Origin of the sequence: Photobacterium ganghwense, assembly GCF_003025595.1 — a bacterium.
Classification (GTDB): Bacteria; Pseudomonadota; Gammaproteobacteria; order Enterobacterales; family Vibrionaceae; genus Photobacterium; species Photobacterium ganghwense.
The window spans coordinates 576,500-594,010 of record NZ_PYMI01000002.1; the positions used below are offsets into that span (position 1 = coordinate 576,500).

The 17,511-nt window shown below is 45.8% G+C and carries 14 protein-coding genes and 2 pseudogenes; 7 read left to right on the plus strand and 9 right to left on the minus strand.

Annotated features, from left to right (window positions below):
- Positions 1–83 precede the first annotated feature (83 nt).
- The 6 genes from C9I92_RS08450 (at position 84) to cyoE (ending at position 6,354) form a co-directional block, all read left to right on the plus strand.
- Positions 84–560, plus strand: coding sequence for a type II secretion system protein (locus tag C9I92_RS08450; RefSeq protein ID WP_047884715.1), 477 nt, complete (start codon positions 84–86; stop codon positions 558–560).
- Positions 561–1,589: 1,029 nt separating this feature from the next.
- On the plus strand, positions 1,590–2,528 hold the full coding sequence (gene cyoA, locus C9I92_RS08455) for a ubiquinol oxidase subunit II (protein WP_047884714.1): 939 nt from the start codon (positions 1,590–1,592) through the stop codon (positions 2,526–2,528).
- Between the two features lie 7 nt (positions 2,529–2,535).
- On the plus strand, positions 2,536–4,575 hold the full coding sequence (cyoB, locus tag C9I92_RS08460) for a cytochrome o ubiquinol oxidase subunit I (protein ID WP_047884713.1): 2,040 nt from the start codon (positions 2,536–2,538) through the stop codon (positions 4,573–4,575).
- Positions 4,565–5,167, plus strand: coding sequence for a cytochrome o ubiquinol oxidase subunit III (gene cyoC / locus C9I92_RS08465; protein ID WP_047884712.1), 603 nt, complete (start codon positions 4,565–4,567; stop codon positions 5,165–5,167). Before cyoB ends, cyoC begins: the two co-directional genes overlap by 11 nt.
- Positions 5,167–5,481: a cytochrome o ubiquinol oxidase subunit IV gene (gene cyoD / locus C9I92_RS08470; protein ID WP_047884711.1), complete on the plus strand. Its 315-nt coding sequence runs from the start codon at positions 5,167–5,169 to the stop codon at positions 5,479–5,481. The genes cyoC and cyoD overlap by 1 nt, the downstream gene beginning before the upstream one ends.
- A gap of 6 nt (positions 5,482–5,487) precedes the next feature.
- On the plus strand, positions 5,488–6,354 hold the full coding sequence (gene cyoE, locus C9I92_RS08475) for a heme o synthase (RefSeq protein ID WP_047884710.1): 867 nt from the start codon (positions 5,488–5,490) through the stop codon (positions 6,352–6,354).
- A gap of 217 nt (positions 6,355–6,571) precedes the next feature.
- Here cyoE and C9I92_RS08480 read toward each other — a convergent pair whose 3' ends face one another.
- From C9I92_RS08480 to C9I92_RS08490, 3 genes are all read right to left on the minus strand, one after another.
- Positions 6,572–7,222, minus strand: coding sequence for an FMN-binding negative transcriptional regulator (locus C9I92_RS08480; protein ID WP_047884709.1), 651 nt, complete (start codon positions 7,220–7,222; stop codon positions 6,572–6,574).
- Positions 7,223–7,760: 538 nt separating this feature from the next.
- Positions 7,761–8,129: a hypothetical protein gene (locus tag C9I92_RS08485; RefSeq protein ID WP_047884708.1), complete on the minus strand. Its 369-nt coding sequence runs from the start codon at positions 8,127–8,129 to the stop codon at positions 7,761–7,763.
- A complete protein-coding gene (locus tag C9I92_RS08490; RefSeq protein ID WP_047884707.1) occupies positions 8,130–8,762 on the minus strand; it encodes a hypothetical protein in 633 nt (210 codons plus the stop codon).
- 107 nt (positions 8,763–8,869) lie between these two features.
- Between C9I92_RS08490 and C9I92_RS25865 the strand changes: the two are divergent.
- Positions 8,870–9,055, plus strand: a pseudogene (locus tag C9I92_RS25865) (ricin-type beta-trefoil lectin domain protein); the annotation flags it as partial.
- A 403-nt stretch (positions 9,056–9,458) separates the two neighbouring features.
- Here C9I92_RS25865 and C9I92_RS25670 read toward each other — a convergent pair.
- The 6 genes and pseudogenes from C9I92_RS25670 to putP form a co-directional block, all read right to left on the minus strand.
- Positions 9,459–9,571, minus strand: a pseudogene (locus tag C9I92_RS25670) (IS5/IS1182 family transposase); the annotation flags it as partial.
- A gap of 188 nt (positions 9,572–9,759) precedes the next feature.
- Entirely contained in the window at positions 9,760–12,882 is a 3,123-nt protein-coding gene (locus tag C9I92_RS08505) for an AAA family ATPase (protein WP_047884705.1), read from the minus strand.
- Positions 12,863–13,408 carry an ABC-three component system middle component 1 gene (locus C9I92_RS08510; protein WP_047884704.1) on the minus strand — a complete coding sequence of 182 codons (546 nt, stop codon included), beginning with the start codon at positions 13,406–13,408 and terminating at the stop codon, positions 12,863–12,865. Before C9I92_RS08510 ends, C9I92_RS08505 begins: the two co-directional genes overlap by 20 nt.
- Positions 13,392–14,654, minus strand: a complete 1,263-nt coding sequence (locus C9I92_RS08515) for an ABC-three component system protein (protein WP_047884703.1) — start codon at positions 14,652–14,654, stop codon at positions 13,392–13,394. The genes C9I92_RS08510 and C9I92_RS08515 overlap by 17 nt, the downstream gene beginning before the upstream one ends.
- Entirely contained in the window at positions 14,644–15,702 is a 1,059-nt protein-coding gene (locus C9I92_RS08520; RefSeq protein ID WP_047884702.1) for a ComEC/Rec2 family competence protein, read from the minus strand. The genes C9I92_RS08515 and C9I92_RS08520 overlap by 11 nt, the downstream gene beginning before the upstream one ends.
- Before the next feature lie 345 nt (positions 15,703–16,047).
- Positions 16,048–17,499, minus strand: a complete 1,452-nt coding sequence (putP, locus tag C9I92_RS08525) for a sodium/proline symporter PutP (protein ID WP_047884701.1) — start codon at positions 17,497–17,499, stop codon at positions 16,048–16,050.
- Between the last annotated feature and the right edge of the window lie 12 nt (positions 17,500–17,511).

Below are 17,511 nucleotides of genomic sequence, written 5' to 3' on the forward strand. Positions count from 1 at the left end.
TGGATCCATACGCATCCGCACAATGTTTCTTCGGGGACGCGAATATACTTTCTCTCACGATTCCAACATAAAAAGAAGTGCGTATGAAAGTTCGTGGTTTTACATTAATAGAAATGGTGGTGGTGATTGTTATATTGGGAATACTCTCAGTCACAGCGTATCCAAAATTTATGTCGCTCCAGAGCGATAGCCGGAAAGCAACATTGCAAGCCATGAAAGGGGCCATCAACAGTGCAAATGGCATGGTTTATGGTAAAGCAACGCTGGCGGGTGTTGAAAACCAGAAAGATGCCATATTGCCTCTCTATGCCGGTGATACAGCACCCCTTCCGGTGAAGTACGGCTATCCTGCTTGGTCTTCGGACAGCATGAAACGCCTTGTTACCTTGGATGATGATGAGTGGACGACTTATACCCTGGGCGGCAATGAATACCGAATTGGCCTGAAGGGGTATTATCGTGATGCTTTTCCGCAAGAAAGTGGTATTCGACAGTGTTTCATCGGCGTTTCGTTTATGGAAAAAGCACCCGTAGTAAAAATATATGATCGGGACTGCTGATTTCTCTGATTCTTAATACATAAACAGACGTGATAAACTGCTGTCATTATTAATTGTTGTCATCACAAAAAGCTCTCATTGTTAATACCAGTCATTGTTAATAGCAGTCATCGTTAATACCTATTATTGTTAAAAACAGCCATCGTTAATAACTGGCATTGTTCAAAATAGTGTCATGACGAATGTATGGCTGTTATTGACTTACATATCGAGCGAATGGTTGTTTGTTTTAACGTTATTTGTGAAAGATGGTTATCATAAAACTGTAAACCAACCGACCTGGCTAAATGATTCGAGGGCTGCTTCTCTGTGGGACGAAAGCCATTTGGCAGGTCGGTGTCGTGGACTGTTTCCCTTTTACTGTCTTCGGAAAACAATGGCCTCATTGTTTGGTGATTATTTAGTCAGGCTACATTTTTTCTTGAGTCCCAAAAGGGAATATTGGCTCCACTTATTTGTCATTTTGCCTAACTTTTTGTCTAATTCAGTATAAATGCCTATTTATATGGGTTTTCTTCATTTTTGGCTTTCTGTAAGCAATAAATTGCCATCATACTCAGATCACACTTTTCTATATTTGTGATCCATTGCCAATATTTACAACTTTATCGGTAAAAATATTTGCTGATAAAGTCAGCAATAACGTGCTTGCAACTTATTATCATTATCTTCTCTATTTTCTCAAACAGTTCTGCAATAACAATGCCTTGAAGGTATTATCCTTTGTTTTTAAATGGTTTTTTAATTGACCATTATCTCATTTATGAAACGTAAGATTTCATTTAGAGCTAGTGAGCTTCCTTTTTAAGATCCGCATAATGCGCTGCTTGTAACAATTTGTTTCTAAATGTAACCGTAATGATTGTGTGGATAAGAGAGTGTTTCTGCTCTGTTTGCCAGGCAGCAATTTCGCTACACCGGGAACAATTGTGCAATGCTCAACACCTAAAACGCTTATTAGAACTAACAGCAACAGCCTGAAAGTGCCGACTTTTGTATAGGAATGTTGCAAAACAATCGAGAAAGTAAATGGAAGCCTCAAGATATAAAAACATCTTGTCGAGGGTAGGGTTGTTTACGGCAATTTTACTGCTCTCCGGGTGTAAATCTGCGCTGCTGGATCCTAAAGGGGTTGTTGGCGTTCAGGAAAAGGAGCTGATCATTACAGCTTTGCTCCTGATGCTAATTGTCGTCATCCCAGTGATCCTGATGACAATCTATTTTGCCTACAAGTACCGTTCTGATAACACCCAGGAAGAATACGCGCCGGAATGGGCCCACTCGACCAAAATCGAAGTCGTGGTGTGGACAATTCCAATCATCATTATCGCTATTCTGGGTGTGATCACCTGGCGTTCTACGCACGAATTGGAACCATCCAAACCACTCGTGAGTGATGTGAAGCCGGTTGAGATCCAGGTGGTGTCACTGGACTGGAAATGGCTGTTCATTTATCCGGAACAGAACATCGCCACAGTGAACTATGTCGCCTTCCCGAAAGATGTACCGGTGAACTTCAAAATCACGTCTGACAACATCATGAACTCCTTCTTTATCCCACGTTTAGGAAGTCAGATCTATGCCATGCCTGGCATGGTGACGCGCCTTCACCTGATTGCGAACCATGAGGGTGAGTATAAGGGGATTGCAGCCAGCTATAGCGGTGAAGGTTTCTCCCACATGAAGTTTAAGGCGGTTGCCCTGTCAGATCGTGACAGCTTTAACCAGTGGGTTGAGCAGGTGAAAGCGGAGCCACAGGTGATTCGTGACTTCAGCGACTACCGTACACTGGCGAAGCCAAGTATTGATGCACCTGTTACCTACTTCTCAGAAGTTCCGCACACCCTGTTCTCCGACATTGTGACCCAATTCGAGGGTGGCATGCACTCGCCGATGTCTGAGGAAGGCCATATGGCCCATGGTGAGATGCACCACGGTCAAATGCACATGGCTGAACACGAAGGTTAATGAAATTATGTTTGGAAGACTAACGTTAGAGTCCATTCCTTACCATGAGCCCATCATTATGGTGACGCTTGGGGTGATCGCTCTGGTCGGTATCGCTGTTGCAGCGATGATCACCCGCGCTGGGAAATGGCAATACCTCTGGAATGAGTGGTTTACTTCCGTAGACCACAAGAAAATCGGTTTTATGTACATCGCTGTGGCGATGATTATGCTGCTGCGCGGCTTTGCGGATGCCGTAATGATGCGAAGCCAGCAGCTGTTTTCTGCTGCGGGTGAAGCCGGTTACCTGCCACCGCATCACTACGATCAGATCTTTACCGCGCACGGCGTGATCATGATCTTCTTCGTAGCCATGCCGCTGATCATCGGTCTGATGAATATCATCGTTCCGCTGCAGATTGGTGCGCGTGATGTGGCGTTCCCGTTCCTGAACAACCTGAGCTTCTGGCTGTTTGTTGTGGGTGTGATCCTGACCAACATGTCACTGGCTGTGGGTGAATTCGGTCGTACCGGTTGGCTGGCGTACCCGCCGCTGTCCGGCATTGACGCGAGCCCGGGGGTAGGGGTCGATTACTGGATCTGGGCACTGCAGATCTCTGGTGTGGGTACCACGCTGTCTGGTGTGAACTTCTTTACCACCATTCTGCGTATGCGTACGCCGTCGATGCCTCTGATGAAGATGCCGGTATTTACCTGGGCGTCTCTGTGCTCGAACATCCTGATCATTATCTCGTTCCCGATTCTGACCGTGACCATCGCGTTGCTGACGCTGGACCGTTACGTTGGTACACACTTCTTCACCAATGACATGGGTGGCAACATGATGATGTATGTCAACCTGATTTGGGCATGGGGTCACCCGGAAGTGTACATTCTGGTGCTGCCGGTATTCGGTGTGTTCTCAGAAGTAACGGCAACGTTTGCACGTAAGAAGCTGTTTGGTTACACCTCACTGGTTTGGGCAACGATTGTTATCACCATTCTGGCGTTCGTGGTATGGCTGCACCACTTCTTTACCATGGGCGGCGGCGCGAATGTAAACGCCTTCTTCGGTATTGCGACCATGATTATCTCTATCCCGACCGGGGTGAAGATCTTCAACTGGCTGTTTACCATGTACAAAGGCCGAATCACGTTCACCACGCCAATGCTGTGGACCATCGGCTTCCTGATTTCCTTCTCTATCGGCGGGATGACAGGCGTACTGATGGCGGTTCCGGGGGCAGACTTTGTACTGCATAACTCAGTGTTCCTGATCGCGCACTTCCACAACGTCATCATCGGTGGTGTGGTATTCGGTTGTTTCGCGGGCCTGACTTACTGGTTCCCGAAAATGACGGGTTACACCCTGAATGAAACCTGGGGTAAGCGCGCATTCTGGTGCTGGATCATCGGCTTCATTCTGGCGTTTGTTCCACTGTACGCACTGGGCTTCATGGGCATGACCCGTCGTCTGAGCCAGGATATCAACCCTGAGTTCTTCCCACTTCTGGCTGTGGCTGCTTGTGGTACGGCTGTTATTGCTGCGGGTGTACTGTGTCAGTTCATCCAGATCTTCGTGAGTATCCGTGACCGTCACCAGAATGTTGACCTGAGCGGTGACCCATGGGATGGCCGTACTCTTGAGTGGGCAACGTCTTCACCACCGCCGTTCTACAACTTTGCCGTGCTGCCAAAAGGCGACGAGCTGGATGCTTTCTGGTACCAGAAAGAGCGCGGCGAGCACAACAAAGATCAGGAAGCAGAATATCAGCCTATCCATATGCCGAAAAACACCCCAACCGGGATGTATGTTTCAGCATGGTCTCTGGTGTTTGGTTTCGCCATGATTTGGTACATCTGGTGGCTGGCAGCGATCGGCTTTGTAGGCATGATCGTGACTTGTATTCGCCACAGCTTCAACGAAGACGTGGACTACTACGTGACAGTTGAAGAAATCAAAGCGATTGAAGCAGCGCACAAAGCGAAGCTGAAGCAAGCGAAAGGGCAAGTGACGTCCGGTAACGAAGATAACGACGATGATCTGGAGGTGACGTATGCAAACTAATGCCATTTCGCATGATCATGGTCATGATCACCACGACACGGCAGGTAACAAGCTGTTTGGCTTCTGGATTTACCTGATGAGTGACTGCATTTTGTTTGCAAGCCTGTTTGCAACTTATGCAGTATTGGTCACCGGCACTGCCGGTGGCCCAGGCGGTAAAGACATTTTCGAGCTGCCGTTCGTATTTACTGAAACCATGATGCTGCTGTTCAGTAGTATCACTTTCGGCTTCGGTATCATTGCGATGAAGCGCAAAGATATTGCTGGTCTGAAACGCTGGATGGGGATTACCTTCCTGCTGGGCCTTGGCTTTATCATCATGGAAATCTACGAGTTCCATCACCTGATTGAAGAAGGCTTTGGTCCTCAGCGCAGTGCTTTCCTGTCAGCGTTCTTTGCGCTGGTTGGTACCCACGGTCTGCACGTGACCTTTGGCCTGATTTGGCTGGCGGTGTGTTACTGGCAGCTGAACACTAAAGGCCTGAACGAGATGATGGAAACCCGTTTCCACTGTCTGAGCCTGTTCTGGCACTTCCTGGACATCGTCTGGATTTGTGTATTCACCATTGTGTATCTGCTGGGGGTAATGTAATGAGCCAACAACACGCTGATACCGGAGTACAGGATTACATCAAAGGCTTCGTTGCTTCACTGATCCTGACGATTATTCCGTTTTACTTCGTGGCGACGCAGAGCCTGCCAGACACCATTACCTACGCGCTGATGTTTGGCTGTGCCATTGTTCAGCTGGTGGTGCATCTGGTGTACTTCCTGCACATGGAAATTCGCACTGAAGATGGCCAGTGGAACATGATTTCCCTGGTGTTTACTGCCCTTGTGGTATTTATCGTGATTGCCGGTTCCATCTGGATTATGTGGAACCTGAACGTCAATATGATGATGTAGGGCGTCATGATCAAAAGCTACATTTCCATTACCAAGCCGGGCATCATCATTGGTAACCTGATTTCTGTGGCGGCGGGGTTTTTCCTCGCTGCCAAAACAGAAGCAGCCAGTGCCTCGTTGCTGGCTTACACCCTGTTGGGTGTGGCCTGTGTGATTGCCTCCGGCTGTGTGGTGAACAATATTTTTGATCGTGATATCGACAGCAAAATGGACCGTACCCGTAACCGGGTACTGGTTCAGGATGGGTTGAATATCGATCATGTGTTCATCTACGCGGTTGCGTTGCTGCTGGGCGGTACGGCAGTGCTGTACCGTATGGCAAACCCGTTGTCGGCAGTCGTTGTACTGCTGGGTTACGTGTTTTACGTGTTCTTTTACACCATGTGGTACAAACGTACGTCGGTGTACGGCACACTGGTGGGCAGTGTATCCGGCGCAGTACCGCCCTTGGTTGGTTACCTGGCGGTGACAAACTACATCAGCCTGGATGCGGTGCTGTTGTTTGCGCTGTTCTGCCTGTGGCAAATGCCGCATTCCTATGCGATTGCCATGTTCCGTATGCAAGACTACCGCGAGGCCGGCATCCCGGTTCTGCCGGTGGTGGAAGGCATCAACAAGGCACGCAAGCACATGCAAGCTTATGTGGTGGCCTTCAGCGTTGTCGCGTTGGGCTTGTTCCTGCTGGGCAACGGTGGGGTTGAGTACCTGGCGGTCGCTTCGGCTGTCTGCCTGATGTGGACCCGAGTGACATTCCGCAAAATGACGGCTGACAATTATGTTGATTGGTCGAAAGCGGTATTCAAAACGTCACTGCTGGTGGTAATGGGAATTAGCACCGTGCTGGGTGTCGAGCTGATTCCGCTGACAATCTGACCCGGCGCAAAGTAACAAACTTGGCTCAATGAAAAGGCATCCTTCGGGATGCCTTTTTTTGTTCCTTTGTATCAACATGTGTTGAGGCATGCTCCTTTGATGAAGCGTGCTCCTTTGATAAAGCATGCCCCTTTGAAGATGCTTAACGGCTACCATCTGGCGAACCCAGCACTCCGTTCGCCTGTCGTAACGTTGTGCTTTTGGATACTGAGCAGGCTTAAGGGCTGTCTGGCTTATCAAAGTGTTCAGTAACACAACCAGCCATCGTACTCGCCACCTCAGAGGATTCCATTCTCAACCCTTTGACCACGCCTTGATTATCTTCCTTGTTTTTATTCTGGCTGACTTTCCAGGTTCCTTGTAACGCGGTGATTTCGACTTCAATCCCGATGATTCCCCTCAGTTGGCGAGCGATGAAATCGTCAGGCGCATCAGCGATCTTCCAGGGTTCTTTTCGTCCCGATTCGTTTCGGTTGGTGAGTTCATTCAGATGTGAAAGAATCCAGTTTTCGTCATGGTGAAGTGTGATCTTGCCGCGGGCATGGACAACAACATAGTTCCACGTCGGTACGACTTTATCGTGCTCCTCTTTTGATGGATACCATGACGGCGTAATGTAGTGATGAGGTCCTTGAAACATGACAAGTACCGGGATTGTGTCGTCCAGCTTCTTTCCTATTGGGTTGCCGCGTGCCACATGTCCACGCAGGATTCCTCGCTCAGATAATTCAGGATGAATGACCATGGGAAGATGATCGGCGATGATTTCACCTTCTTGCATGGAGACCAAACTCGCAAAGGGATTCATGCGAATCATTTCCTGCAAAACGGCTATACGTTCTTCGCGAAAAATGGATGGTTGAAACATGCCTCAGCTCCTTTTCGGCAACTTAATTGATTTGAATTTATCCTGTTATATTCCCAGCTCGACGTTCCCTTTAGGGCGGGCGCAACACCGGAGGTCTTGTTTTCAGACACCGGTTTTAATGATTCCTCGCTATATTCAACATAGCCTTCACGTAGCTCGCAAATACAGATCCCACATATGCCTGAACGGCGGCCTGGCTTTAATCTGACCCGGCGAAAAGCAACAAACTTCAGTGAAAAGGCATCCTCTAAGGATGTTGTGTTGTTCGTTGGGGGTATTGGCAACACTCAACACGGTTTTGGACAAAAATGAGTCAGTGATTTTGCTAAATTAGTATTTAACGGATAATCAGAGATATGGCAAATCCTCTTATCCTTTGGCCAAATCAACTCATCCACAACACCTCATGTAATGCAACCATGCGCTTTGCAGACATAATAGTGGCTAATTTCACTTAACCACAGTGTTTAGGTGTTTTGGGGATGTTCTCAAGTTAAAGGATTATGCCTCTGATAGACAGAGGCTTAGTTGTTAGAGGTTAGTCATCAACACTGATGTCGGGGATAGGTAGGGCAGCGTTTAATACTCCTGTTAATGCGGCTTCTAGCGCATTCCAAATAGTGTTCACGATAGCATTCCAGACAGCCTCAAACAGGGCGATAGCACTACCAATAATCACGTATGCAGATGCTGTTACCATCTCTTCTAGTCTATCGAGATAAACTTTTGCTTCCGATTCTTGGATATTGCCATTCACAAGGTGTTCGGCAATTTCCGCTGCGTATTCAACAGAACCTCGTGCTTGCGAGCGTATAAAAGCCTTTAGCTTCGGTTGATTAGAATCAAATAGAGATCTGACGTTTGTTGCCACATCACCTACGACCTCGTCAATATTAAATTCACTCATCTATTCTTCTCCCTTCAAATCAAATAGTAACTGTTCATAAAAAGTCACAGCTTGCATGCTTACAGTGAAACCTTTCTTGGCTATTGCTACATGACCGGCTGTCGGGCACATGCCATTTTTAGGGGCTGGTTTAACCTCTACTTTTTCGCCTTTTGAATTTGTCCAAGATATGATTGTAGGTTTAATGCCTTCCTCTGCATTAGCCATACTTGAGCATGCTTTATCAATGGCCTGTAAGTAAGTGATCTCGCCAAGCGCATTCAGGCTTGCTTTGTGATCGGCTTTCTCTAGTGCTTCGGTAAGTTCAAGAGCGGGCAAATTACTGCTTGAACTTTCTATGATCTTTTTTACGGCATCTGATTCGAGATCCGCTGGTGGAAGTCTTACTTCTATAAGGGTAGCTACAGACTCAAGCTTACCTATTAAAGCGGAGTAGGTGTCTTTTCTGGAGTCATACGAGCCATTTGGTGCGCCAAACTTCATGGAATCTAAGAGAGTCAAACCATCAATTAATGATGATTGTGATTCTTCTAAAATCTTATCTGATGGAGCAGGAGCAAGCTGTATCGTGCAGCCAATTAGCCCAATGCCTAACAAGCACGCAAAGCTCTTACTGACGGTTTTATTTAACATAAGTAGTCCTTACTTTAGTCTATTTTTTATTGCAGTATGAATATAGAAGTTAAACCTTGATTACGCTGAGGTATTGTGCAAAAAAACAAATACAGGATGTAAATCAAAAGCACCAAGGCTTTGTTTATACCGAAGAAGACCAAGCATTCAGACTTAAAACAGATACAAGCTACTATTTGGCGGTGACATCGGAAACACAAAAAGCCGGCTCGTGGGTAAAGCGACCACTTCAACTGATTCAGTGTGACGAAGCAGAACAAAGCCTAATGAAGTGGACTGTTGTTTCTGAGTAACACGTACTGATTAGCTAATCTTTTTGTTTCGCTACGCATCATTCATCATTGATTGTGGTGTGTAGTGTTGCCCAGAGATCTGACGATTGTTGAATTGCTTGATAGGCGGAGTTTAGTCAATAATCTGGTGACCAAATTATTCTTATGAAGGTTTACTGATATCTAAACACTTTTTGGGGCATAAACGTGCTAGCGGTGATCGTGCTGGTACGTCTCTGGACAAAACCTTGCCAGCGAGATCACTAATTTAGCCAGCGCTAAATTACATCAGGTATGGCAAAGACGCCTCTCTTCGAAGCTTTGTATGAGCATGATACACCTCCATTTAGTTCACTAAATTCAGTTTTCCACTACAAACTAAATTCATTGCAATTCCTTAAGATTTTTTAGCTTTAGGCTAAACCGGTTCGATAACAGCTAAGAGCTTTGCCCAAAGAAGAATCGCATCCATCCGGGACAGAAAGATTTCCTTACGAGTCTGACTTCGTGCTTACAGGAGAATTCGCTATCGGCCAACGAAAGTTAATGCCCCATAAGCAGATCTGTTCCTTGGCAAACTGGATGAATACATGATTTCACATCAGCGACTTATTCGCAGCATTCTTAGAAACAACGCCTCTAGCAAACTAAAATTATTATTCCCCATAGCGGCTACTACTGCTTTCTAAAAAGCCGCTCGGGGAGCATCATATCAATTCCACTCGTTAGCCTTGTCCCACAACTCCAAAGCTTTCAAGTTGCAAAAATTTTGAATTGAAGACATCGGTAGGAATCTTACGCTTGAGTAAACCAAAGAAGTTTTCATCATGTGTGGAAATAATGATTTGCTTATTAAATCTTTCCGAGACGTTTCGCAACAAATCAATAGTAGCCAGAACATTAATGGAGTCCATTGACTGAATTGGGTCATCAATCATTATCACGTCCAGAGGTGTTCCAGATTTGTCCGTCGCGTGTAAAGCGTTAGCAAGAAAAACGCTCAGGCTAAGAATATTGAGCTGAGCGGCACTGAAATATAGCATTGGAGAAATTATGTCACCTCTCTCATCTTGCAATACAATATTCAATCCCGGCTTTTCATAAGATTCAAAGTCAACTATAAATTGAACAGTTTTGAATGACGGATGCGGATCAATTTTGCTGTAAATGGCATTAATCAAGTCGGTAAAAAAGAACTCTTTAACCCTCTCCTTCAGCTTCGATACAACGCTCTCTCTTTCAGCTGTGAGCTTACTTTCTACTAATCTATGTAGAGAAAGATCATGCTCGACCACTTTTAACTGGTCTCGCAACTTTAAACCATCAAAGTAAGGTTTGAACGTCTTAAGCTGCTCCGTCAGTAAATCAAATGATTGGATTTTGGCGGCCAGTACATTATCACGACGAAGTAGCTCTGGTGTCAGTTCATTGATTTCCCGTTCGATTAGATCAGGATCCTTTCCGAGAGGCTTTCCGGCTAGCCGATCAACAGTTTGAACAAACGTAGTGATAGCAGCCTCAGTATCATTCAGATGCCTGACTGCTTCGTCTTTATTAGACGCTAAAACCGCAAAATCAATCCAATTACCTTCCGAATTCATTATGCTTTGAAGTTCGTTACACTCGCCTAATAGTTGGGCAAGTTGTTCACCCAGCTCATTAATTTTTTTTGTTAGTTCAGTTTTTTTTCTATCGCAGCTTAAGGCAAGGGTCCTGCTCTCAGCAACAGCTTCTTTGGAGATAAAGGCTTTAACTTTTTCATACGAGGTTTTGTTCGTTATCTCGTGTATCAGGTTTACTAATCCCAATATCTGATTTTCGAGAATTTGAATTTGGGTACGGAGCGAAGTAACCGAATGTTCGACTGAGGCCAGTTGCTGCGACAAAAAAGGTCGTCGCTCCGATGCAACAGCTAACTCCGCGTCGACGCGTTTTCTCAATTCTTGCGAGTCAACATCCCAAACCCTCTCTTTCAATGACTTAAGCGTACGCTCAGCTGTATCAACACTTGCTGCAAGACGTGTTCTTTGACTCTCTAACTCAGTGACCCGTGAACTAAAATCATTGAGCTTCTGTCGTAACGACGATAAGTGTTCTGAATGTTTCTTCTGGGCCTCATCAACATGAGAATCAATTTCTGCTGAAAGCGACTGGATACGAAGTGCGATATTCTCTAACTCTTGTGCATTCTGCTTTGCAACTAACGTTAGCAAGTCATTATTCTTAACCGCTGCGATTAAGGCATCAGATGTTGGGTGGGGTAGTCGGCACAGTGGACACTTAGCGCTGGGCCATTTTGAGAGGTAAGAGATACCGAGTGAAACAAGGCTCTCGACAGCTTCCATTTGCTGAGTAAGAGCTACTTGAGTCGTTTTAATCGACTGGTCGTGTAAGCGTAATGCAGCTAATTCTTCATGAGCAACCTGAACTTTGACGATGAAGTCATCGGGCAAGCCTAGGTAGCTGGTATCACCATATAGCAGGGTATCAGCAGTGATTGGCAAGGAGGGGATCTTGTTAAGTTGCGAAGCAACGGCGTCCAGCTCCGCTACAGTGAGCTGGAGGGAAGTGAGCTTGGCACTTAAGTCAACTTTCAGCCCAATCAGGCCGGCTTCTCTGGCAGCAATTTCGGAGTAAATAGCTGGACTAGTTGCGATCAATGACTGAAGCTCCAACGCCCTTTGATCGAGATCTGCAATTGATTTCTTGGTGCCAACGGCAGATGTTTCGGCCGTTTTAAGCTCCGCGGTTAATCGGTTTTTTTCTGCGGTTAGTGCAGGCAATTGACCAACAGATTGTACTCTAACCTCTTCATCAGCAATAAACGAAGGAACCTGGGCAATAACCTCCTCCAGAACTTTCAACTCATCACTAATTGACTGCCATTCAGTAAGGCCGCGACTATGTGCTGCAGTGAGCTGTTGATATTTGACTGAATCCTGCAAGCCTTTCGATAGACTGTTGACATATGAATTCTGCTGCGGCAATAACTCTAGATTACGCTTAAAGCCAGGAAGCCCTGATAATTGTAGCAATAACGCAGCATGTCGTTGTTGAGTCGCAGCCCGCTCAGCATTAAGCGCTTGCGTCCGAGTGACGATCGATAACAGTATTTGGTGTTCAGCAAGCGTATCAAAGTTCTCATCGACAAAGACAATTGCTTCACCTTGAGAGTTAAGGGCGGCTGCAAGAGTATTAAAGTCTTCGAATATTCGGGAGTCGACCGGATTATTTAGCTGAGACTCGATTCTTGATCGCTCGGCCAGCAGCGTAACGATTTTCGATTCGTTCTCATTGATTAGCAAGGTCATTTCTTGGCGTAGAGTTTCAGCACTTCCACCAAAAAAACCCATGAAAAGATCATATCTTTCCTGAGGTTTTGCCTCGCGAAGGAAACGGTCGATTGCGTCTTGGGATAGTATAACTCTCTTGTAGACTTCTACATCTTCACTTTTCTTAGTTGCCTTAAAAGTGAGATCGCTTGAGTTCGACCTTGGCTTTTTCAGCTTTCGTTCGAATTTTTTCGTGGTTGTGATTACAGATACGTACGTAGGCACGTCATCCAACACCTCCGTATTTCGAAGTATCTTTTGAGGAACCTGAAGTTGCTTTGTGCCTTTTGCCGCCAGCTCATTATTTTTCTTATTGTGACTATTGGTATACCTCTCAAGATTATCAGTGAAAGCCCATTCTACGGCATCGTAAAAAGAGCTCTTGCCGAATCCATTAGGGGCATAAATAGCAACAAAATTCGACGGCTCACCACTCTCATTTGTAAAATCAAAGGTCCCGTCTTTTTTGTACTTGTAAGCGCGGAAGCCCTCGATCTCAACTTTTTTTATTTTCATTTTCTGACAAAAACTCGATTAGTTTGTTGATCATTTCACTGCGCGCTTCTTTCGCACCAACACTGGAACCTGAGGGTACACCTTTTACAATTGCTGCAATGGGTGTTTCTAAGTCATCTTTGGAATTATACGAAACTGGTGCTAGCTCGAGATCCGTTCCCAATAACGCTACGTTTACCAATTTTTCAACATCCGGAGAATCAGGTAACTCACCGAGCCCATCCAATATGATCTTCCTTGCCGCGTAGCGGTCATTTTGAATTACATATTTATCCCGAATCTCAAGGCTATCTGGGCACATCAAAATCAAATACACATTCCATTTTGAATGCCCTCCTTCTGGCTTAAACCTAACTGATACTATGCTTTGAATTGCCTGCCAGTTCATCATGACGTCAGTTGACGACTCAAACCAACAAACGATACAAGTTAAAAAGGATTGGCTAGAAGCAAACAACTCAAACCTGACCCCATCGACTTCGGAGGTCAGAAAGTTAAAGTCGTGCTCCCTACTTAATAACTTCATTATAATAATCCCTGAATATTTTCAGTTGCTCGCTCGGACGGGCAAGCCCATACTCGCGATGCTTTTTCAGCACATACTTATTGCGCAACCCTTTCATATGCGCGACCGTGTAAGTCTTATATACTTGGCTGTGCACATCATCAATTCTTCCACCAGTTCCTGGTGTAGGGGCTGAGGCAATATCGTCAATAACCTCTTCCAAGTCTTCCTCGTCTGGAAGACAGGGAGCCTCCTCTTGAGGAGAGCTAATAATCATAATTCCATGTTCGTCCAACGTGGACCTTGCTGCTTTCAAAATCTCCGAAAGATGTCTAATCCAGTGAGCATTACTGCCAGAGTAGACAAACCTGCGTCGCTTCTCCAAACCCTTTATGTAGTCCTCATCAATATTTGTTGGCTCATCAATCAAAGCGCAAACGATTGCAAATTCAAAATATGCAATCCACAGATCTCTATCCAACACAGCAGCTTGAGTTTCATGACCCACCAGCAACTTTTTGTTGTAGCGCGTCATCAGTTCATGCGGAGGTGGCAGCCCCAGAGCTATCAGTGCATCGGCATACTCATGCAGCTTTTTGTTAAGTTTCACTAGATTGTCTGGATTTGCGGCATTGAAATAAAAAAGATCATCCTTAAGCTGTGAAAAGCACGCCATGAAGCTAGGAGCCATTAAGGCAAGATCATACTGAGCAATGATTTCTTCGAAGATGTCCACGGAAAAGCAACGTATGCGGCCCCATCGCAGATTCTCGTCTTCATCATCCATTCGAGACTCAACACCCACCAGGTAAGGGTAACCGTTGCACACGTGATACAGACCGCCACCAGACATGCCAACAATCGCATCTTGCGCTGGACTGTTGTTGAGATTACAAACCACTACATTATTAAGCATGCTATTTTGGACGCCTGTATAAATCTTGTAGGGTATATCGGTATTGGTGTTAGTGTCAGGAAATCCCACAAATGAAAGCGCAGCCCCTGATGGCAAATTTCCTAACCAATTACGCTGCTTTACATTCTGTTGAAATTCAACCTTTATTACTGCGCAATCAAGTGTTGGGTGCAGATATGGCTCATCAATTATTTGAAGCGAAACTCCACTTCGGGTGACTTTATTGGTCGCGCTCAATACATGCTTGGCTGTGAATACATAAGTGTAGTCCTGCGAGAGCGCACCAACGAGAACTCCGCTTCCGCCGTTTATTTTTACAGCATAAGAAATTATCAGCTCATCAGGCGTCATGTTCAAACTCTATCTGACCAACAACATCCAAGCGTCCAGCATATTGATGCTGCTCATTGGGAAGCAACATTGAAGCAGCGACTTCAGGGTAGTTGAAACAAATTTTTCCATCCCCAGCAGCGAGAATTCTTGCAATTGTTCTTTTATTGGGCAGTCCGTGCCTTGCCCCGTTAGTGGAGATAACGTAATGCGTAGCAGAAATCATACTCAAAAAATCAGAACTGGTATTGTATTGACTTCCGTGATGCGAAATTTTCACTAAGCTCAGCTGCAACTTGTTCTGCTCGTTATAACCTAGTTGCTTTAAGCTTTCGACAATGCAGGTATCATAGGCATCCCCCAAGAATAACATTCTCTGATCGTCTGCCTGTAGCATGAAAGCGATTGAGCTTCCATTGGCTATTGAGGTGTCGCTCTCGAAACTGTCGTCCACCCAGAGCTGTTCCAAACTCAGAGAGTAGTCGGTCACATCCGCGGATGTGTTAGGTGAGGTTTTTTCTACTGGCCAAATACACAGGAGCTTTCGAAGCTGAGTTTCATTTGGTGATAATATTTTAAACGTAAAAGGGCCTTTGACTATTTTCTGCCCAGCCATAATTATATGGCTACGTTCTACTCCTAGCTCATCTAGGAGATCTTCAAATTTTTTCCCTTGTCGAACACTCGTGTCAGGAGATGAATCTGGCAAATAAATGTCATTCGCTGGAATTTCAGGGAAACTGAAGTGATCCGTAATTAATCTTGACGAATTAAACCAAACACTTTTTACAAGCTGACCGTAACCAGGAGATTTTAAAGCCTTGAGAAGCCCACCGATGTGATCATCATCAATATGAGTCAAAATAACTAAGTCAATATGCTGATTCAGTGCTTTGATCTCGTCGAGCAACTTGCACAATTCGCCTTTCATACGGTCCTGCTGGCCGTATTTGAAAGTTCCGGCATTTCCACCATCGATAAGAAGGTTGAATGTACCGTGAGGCCCTTTATGGGTTACCAGAATGCAATCCCCATGATTCGCCTTCAAAACGCGTACACTGATAGCCATTAAACCTCCTTTTCGAAACGGTGATCTGATCAATAGTGGACACTCTGTATCATTACTAAAAGTTGTTCAACTAATACAGCTCAATCTGCCTGTAAAGCAACGTTGTAACACGGAATGGAGCAAATGTGAGTTAGAACAAACAATGCATAAGAAGCGATCTTCTTGGCATAGGTGAAGTGACTTTTTGGCGAATGGTGAGGTATCTCAGTAAAGTAGTGAAAATGCGTTGTATTGTTGGCAAAGGGCGGGAGAAAAGGCATCCAGAATGGATGCCTTGGAAAGATTGATGTGATCAAAATTTGGTCTTTGATATGAATTTACTGAACTCAATACCCAATAACGTGCTTAGTAGGCTGTTTCTGTGTTTGTCGCTTTCATTGTTTGGTATTGGGTAATGGCGATGATGGTTAGGCTGGCGGTAATAAATCCAGGCACAACACCAAACAAATCAAAGATTCCGCCCTGATTCTGATTCCAGATAAGCGCCACGACAGAACCGACAATCAACCCTGAAATGGCGGCCAGACTCGTCATTTTTTTCCAGAACAGGCTGAACAGGATGACTGGCCCGAAAGAAGCACCGAAACCACCCCAGGCATAAGCGACCATGCTCAATAGCGTAGAGTCTGCTTTCTGATAGGCCAGATAGAACCCGATTAGCGCCACAACCAGTACCGCCATGCGTGCCACATTCAGCACTTCTTTGTCTGATGCGTTTGGTCGGGCATAAGCGCGATAGAAATCTTCCGATAATGTCGACGAGCATACCAGCAGTTGTGAGTCGATTGTGCTCATGATTGATGCCAGTACACCAGCGATAATCAGTCCTGCAACAAACGGATGGAAGATAGCCTGAGACAGCGCAATAAAAATGGTTTCTCCGTTTTCCAGCGGATCGGCAAAGTAACTGCGTCCCCAAAAGCCCACCAGTACTGCGGAAATCATCGTAATGCTGGTCCAAATTACCGCAATTCGACGGGAGATTTTAATATCTTCGACACTGCGGACACTCATAAAGCGCACCAGCACGTGAGGTTGTCCCAGATAGCCGATACACCAACCGCTGAGTGACAGCAGTCCCCAGAACCAACCTTGATCCGGACGAAGATCGCTGAGGGTAATGGCATTTACCATGGCTGCCGATGTTGCCGCCGATGAAGCGGTTCCCGAATCACCATTGGATACAAAAAACAGTGCCAGGGCGACAACCAGTAAAGACAACGCCATCATCAACCCTTGGAAAAAGTCGGTCCAGCAGACCGCTAGATAACCGCCCAGGAAGGTGTAAGACACGATCACTATTCCGCCGACGAGCAGTGCGGTGTGGTAATCAATCCCGAAGGTGTTTTCAAACAATACCGCGCCACCACTCAGCCCGGCAGCGACATAAAAGGTAAAGAACACCAGAGTGACGGCCGACGAAGTCAGGCGCAGAATATTGGACTGGTCATTGAATCGGTTTTGAAGGTACTCCGGAATCGTCTGGGCATCGCCCAGTTTTTCAGTCATTACCCGCAGTTTAGGCGCAATGAATTTCCAGTTTACGTAAACGCCCATCAGCGTAAACAGTACAATCCAGAGGTTACTCAGGCCACCGATATAGATAGCCCCCGGCAGGCCCATCAAGGCCCAGCCGCTTAAATCTGAGGCGCCGGCACTGAGTGCAGCAACGCTGGGGGGCAGGTTACGCGATCCTAAGATATAGTCTGAGGTGCTGGTGGTGCGTCTGTAAAAATAGAAACCAATCAGCAACATACTGAGCAAATATAGTAAGAAAGATCCATGAAGATAAAACATAACCTGCCTCCT

Excerpts from the sequence above, each read along its gene's own strand:
- C9I92_RS08450 (WP_047884715.1), top strand. The coding sequence starts at position 84 with ATGAAAGTTCGTGGTTTTACATTAATAGAAATGGTGGTGGTGATTGTT.
- cyoA (WP_047884714.1), top strand. The coding sequence starts at position 1,590 with ATGGAAGCCTCAAGATATAAAAACATCTTGTCGAGGGTAGGGTTGTTT.
- cyoB (WP_047884713.1), top strand. The coding sequence starts at position 2,536 with ATGTTTGGAAGACTAACGTTAGAGTCCATTCCTTACCATGAGCCCATC.
- cyoC (WP_047884712.1), top strand. The coding sequence starts at position 4,565 with ATGCAAACTAATGCCATTTCGCATGATCATGGTCATGATCACCACGAC.
- cyoD (WP_047884711.1), top strand. The coding sequence starts at position 5,167 with ATGAGCCAACAACACGCTGATACCGGAGTACAGGATTACATCAAAGGC.
- cyoE (WP_047884710.1), top strand. The coding sequence starts at position 5,488 with ATGATCAAAAGCTACATTTCCATTACCAAGCCGGGCATCATCATTGGT.
- C9I92_RS08480 (WP_047884709.1), bottom strand. The coding sequence starts at position 7,222 with ATGTTTCAACCATCCATTTTTCGCGAAGAACGTATAGCCGTTTTGCAG.
- C9I92_RS08485 (WP_047884708.1), bottom strand. The coding sequence starts at position 8,129 with ATGAGTGAATTTAATATTGACGAGGTCGTAGGTGATGTGGCAACAAAC.
- C9I92_RS08490 (WP_047884707.1), bottom strand. The coding sequence starts at position 8,762 with ATGTTAAATAAAACCGTCAGTAAGAGCTTTGCGTGCTTGTTAGGCATT.
- C9I92_RS08505 (WP_047884705.1), bottom strand. The coding sequence starts at position 12,882 with ATGAAAATAAAAAAAGTTGAGATCGAGGGCTTCCGCGCTTACAAGTAC.
- C9I92_RS08510 (WP_047884704.1), bottom strand. The coding sequence starts at position 13,408 with ATGAAGTTATTAAGTAGGGAGCACGACTTTAACTTTCTGACCTCCGAA.
- C9I92_RS08515 (WP_047884703.1), bottom strand. The coding sequence starts at position 14,654 with ATGACGCCTGATGAGCTGATAATTTCTTATGCTGTAAAAATAAACGGC.
- C9I92_RS08520 (WP_047884702.1), bottom strand. The coding sequence starts at position 15,702 with ATGGCTATCAGTGTACGCGTTTTGAAGGCGAATCATGGGGATTGCATT.
- putP (WP_047884701.1), bottom strand. The coding sequence starts at position 17,499 with ATGTTTTATCTTCATGGATCTTTCTTACTATATTTGCTCAGTATGTTG.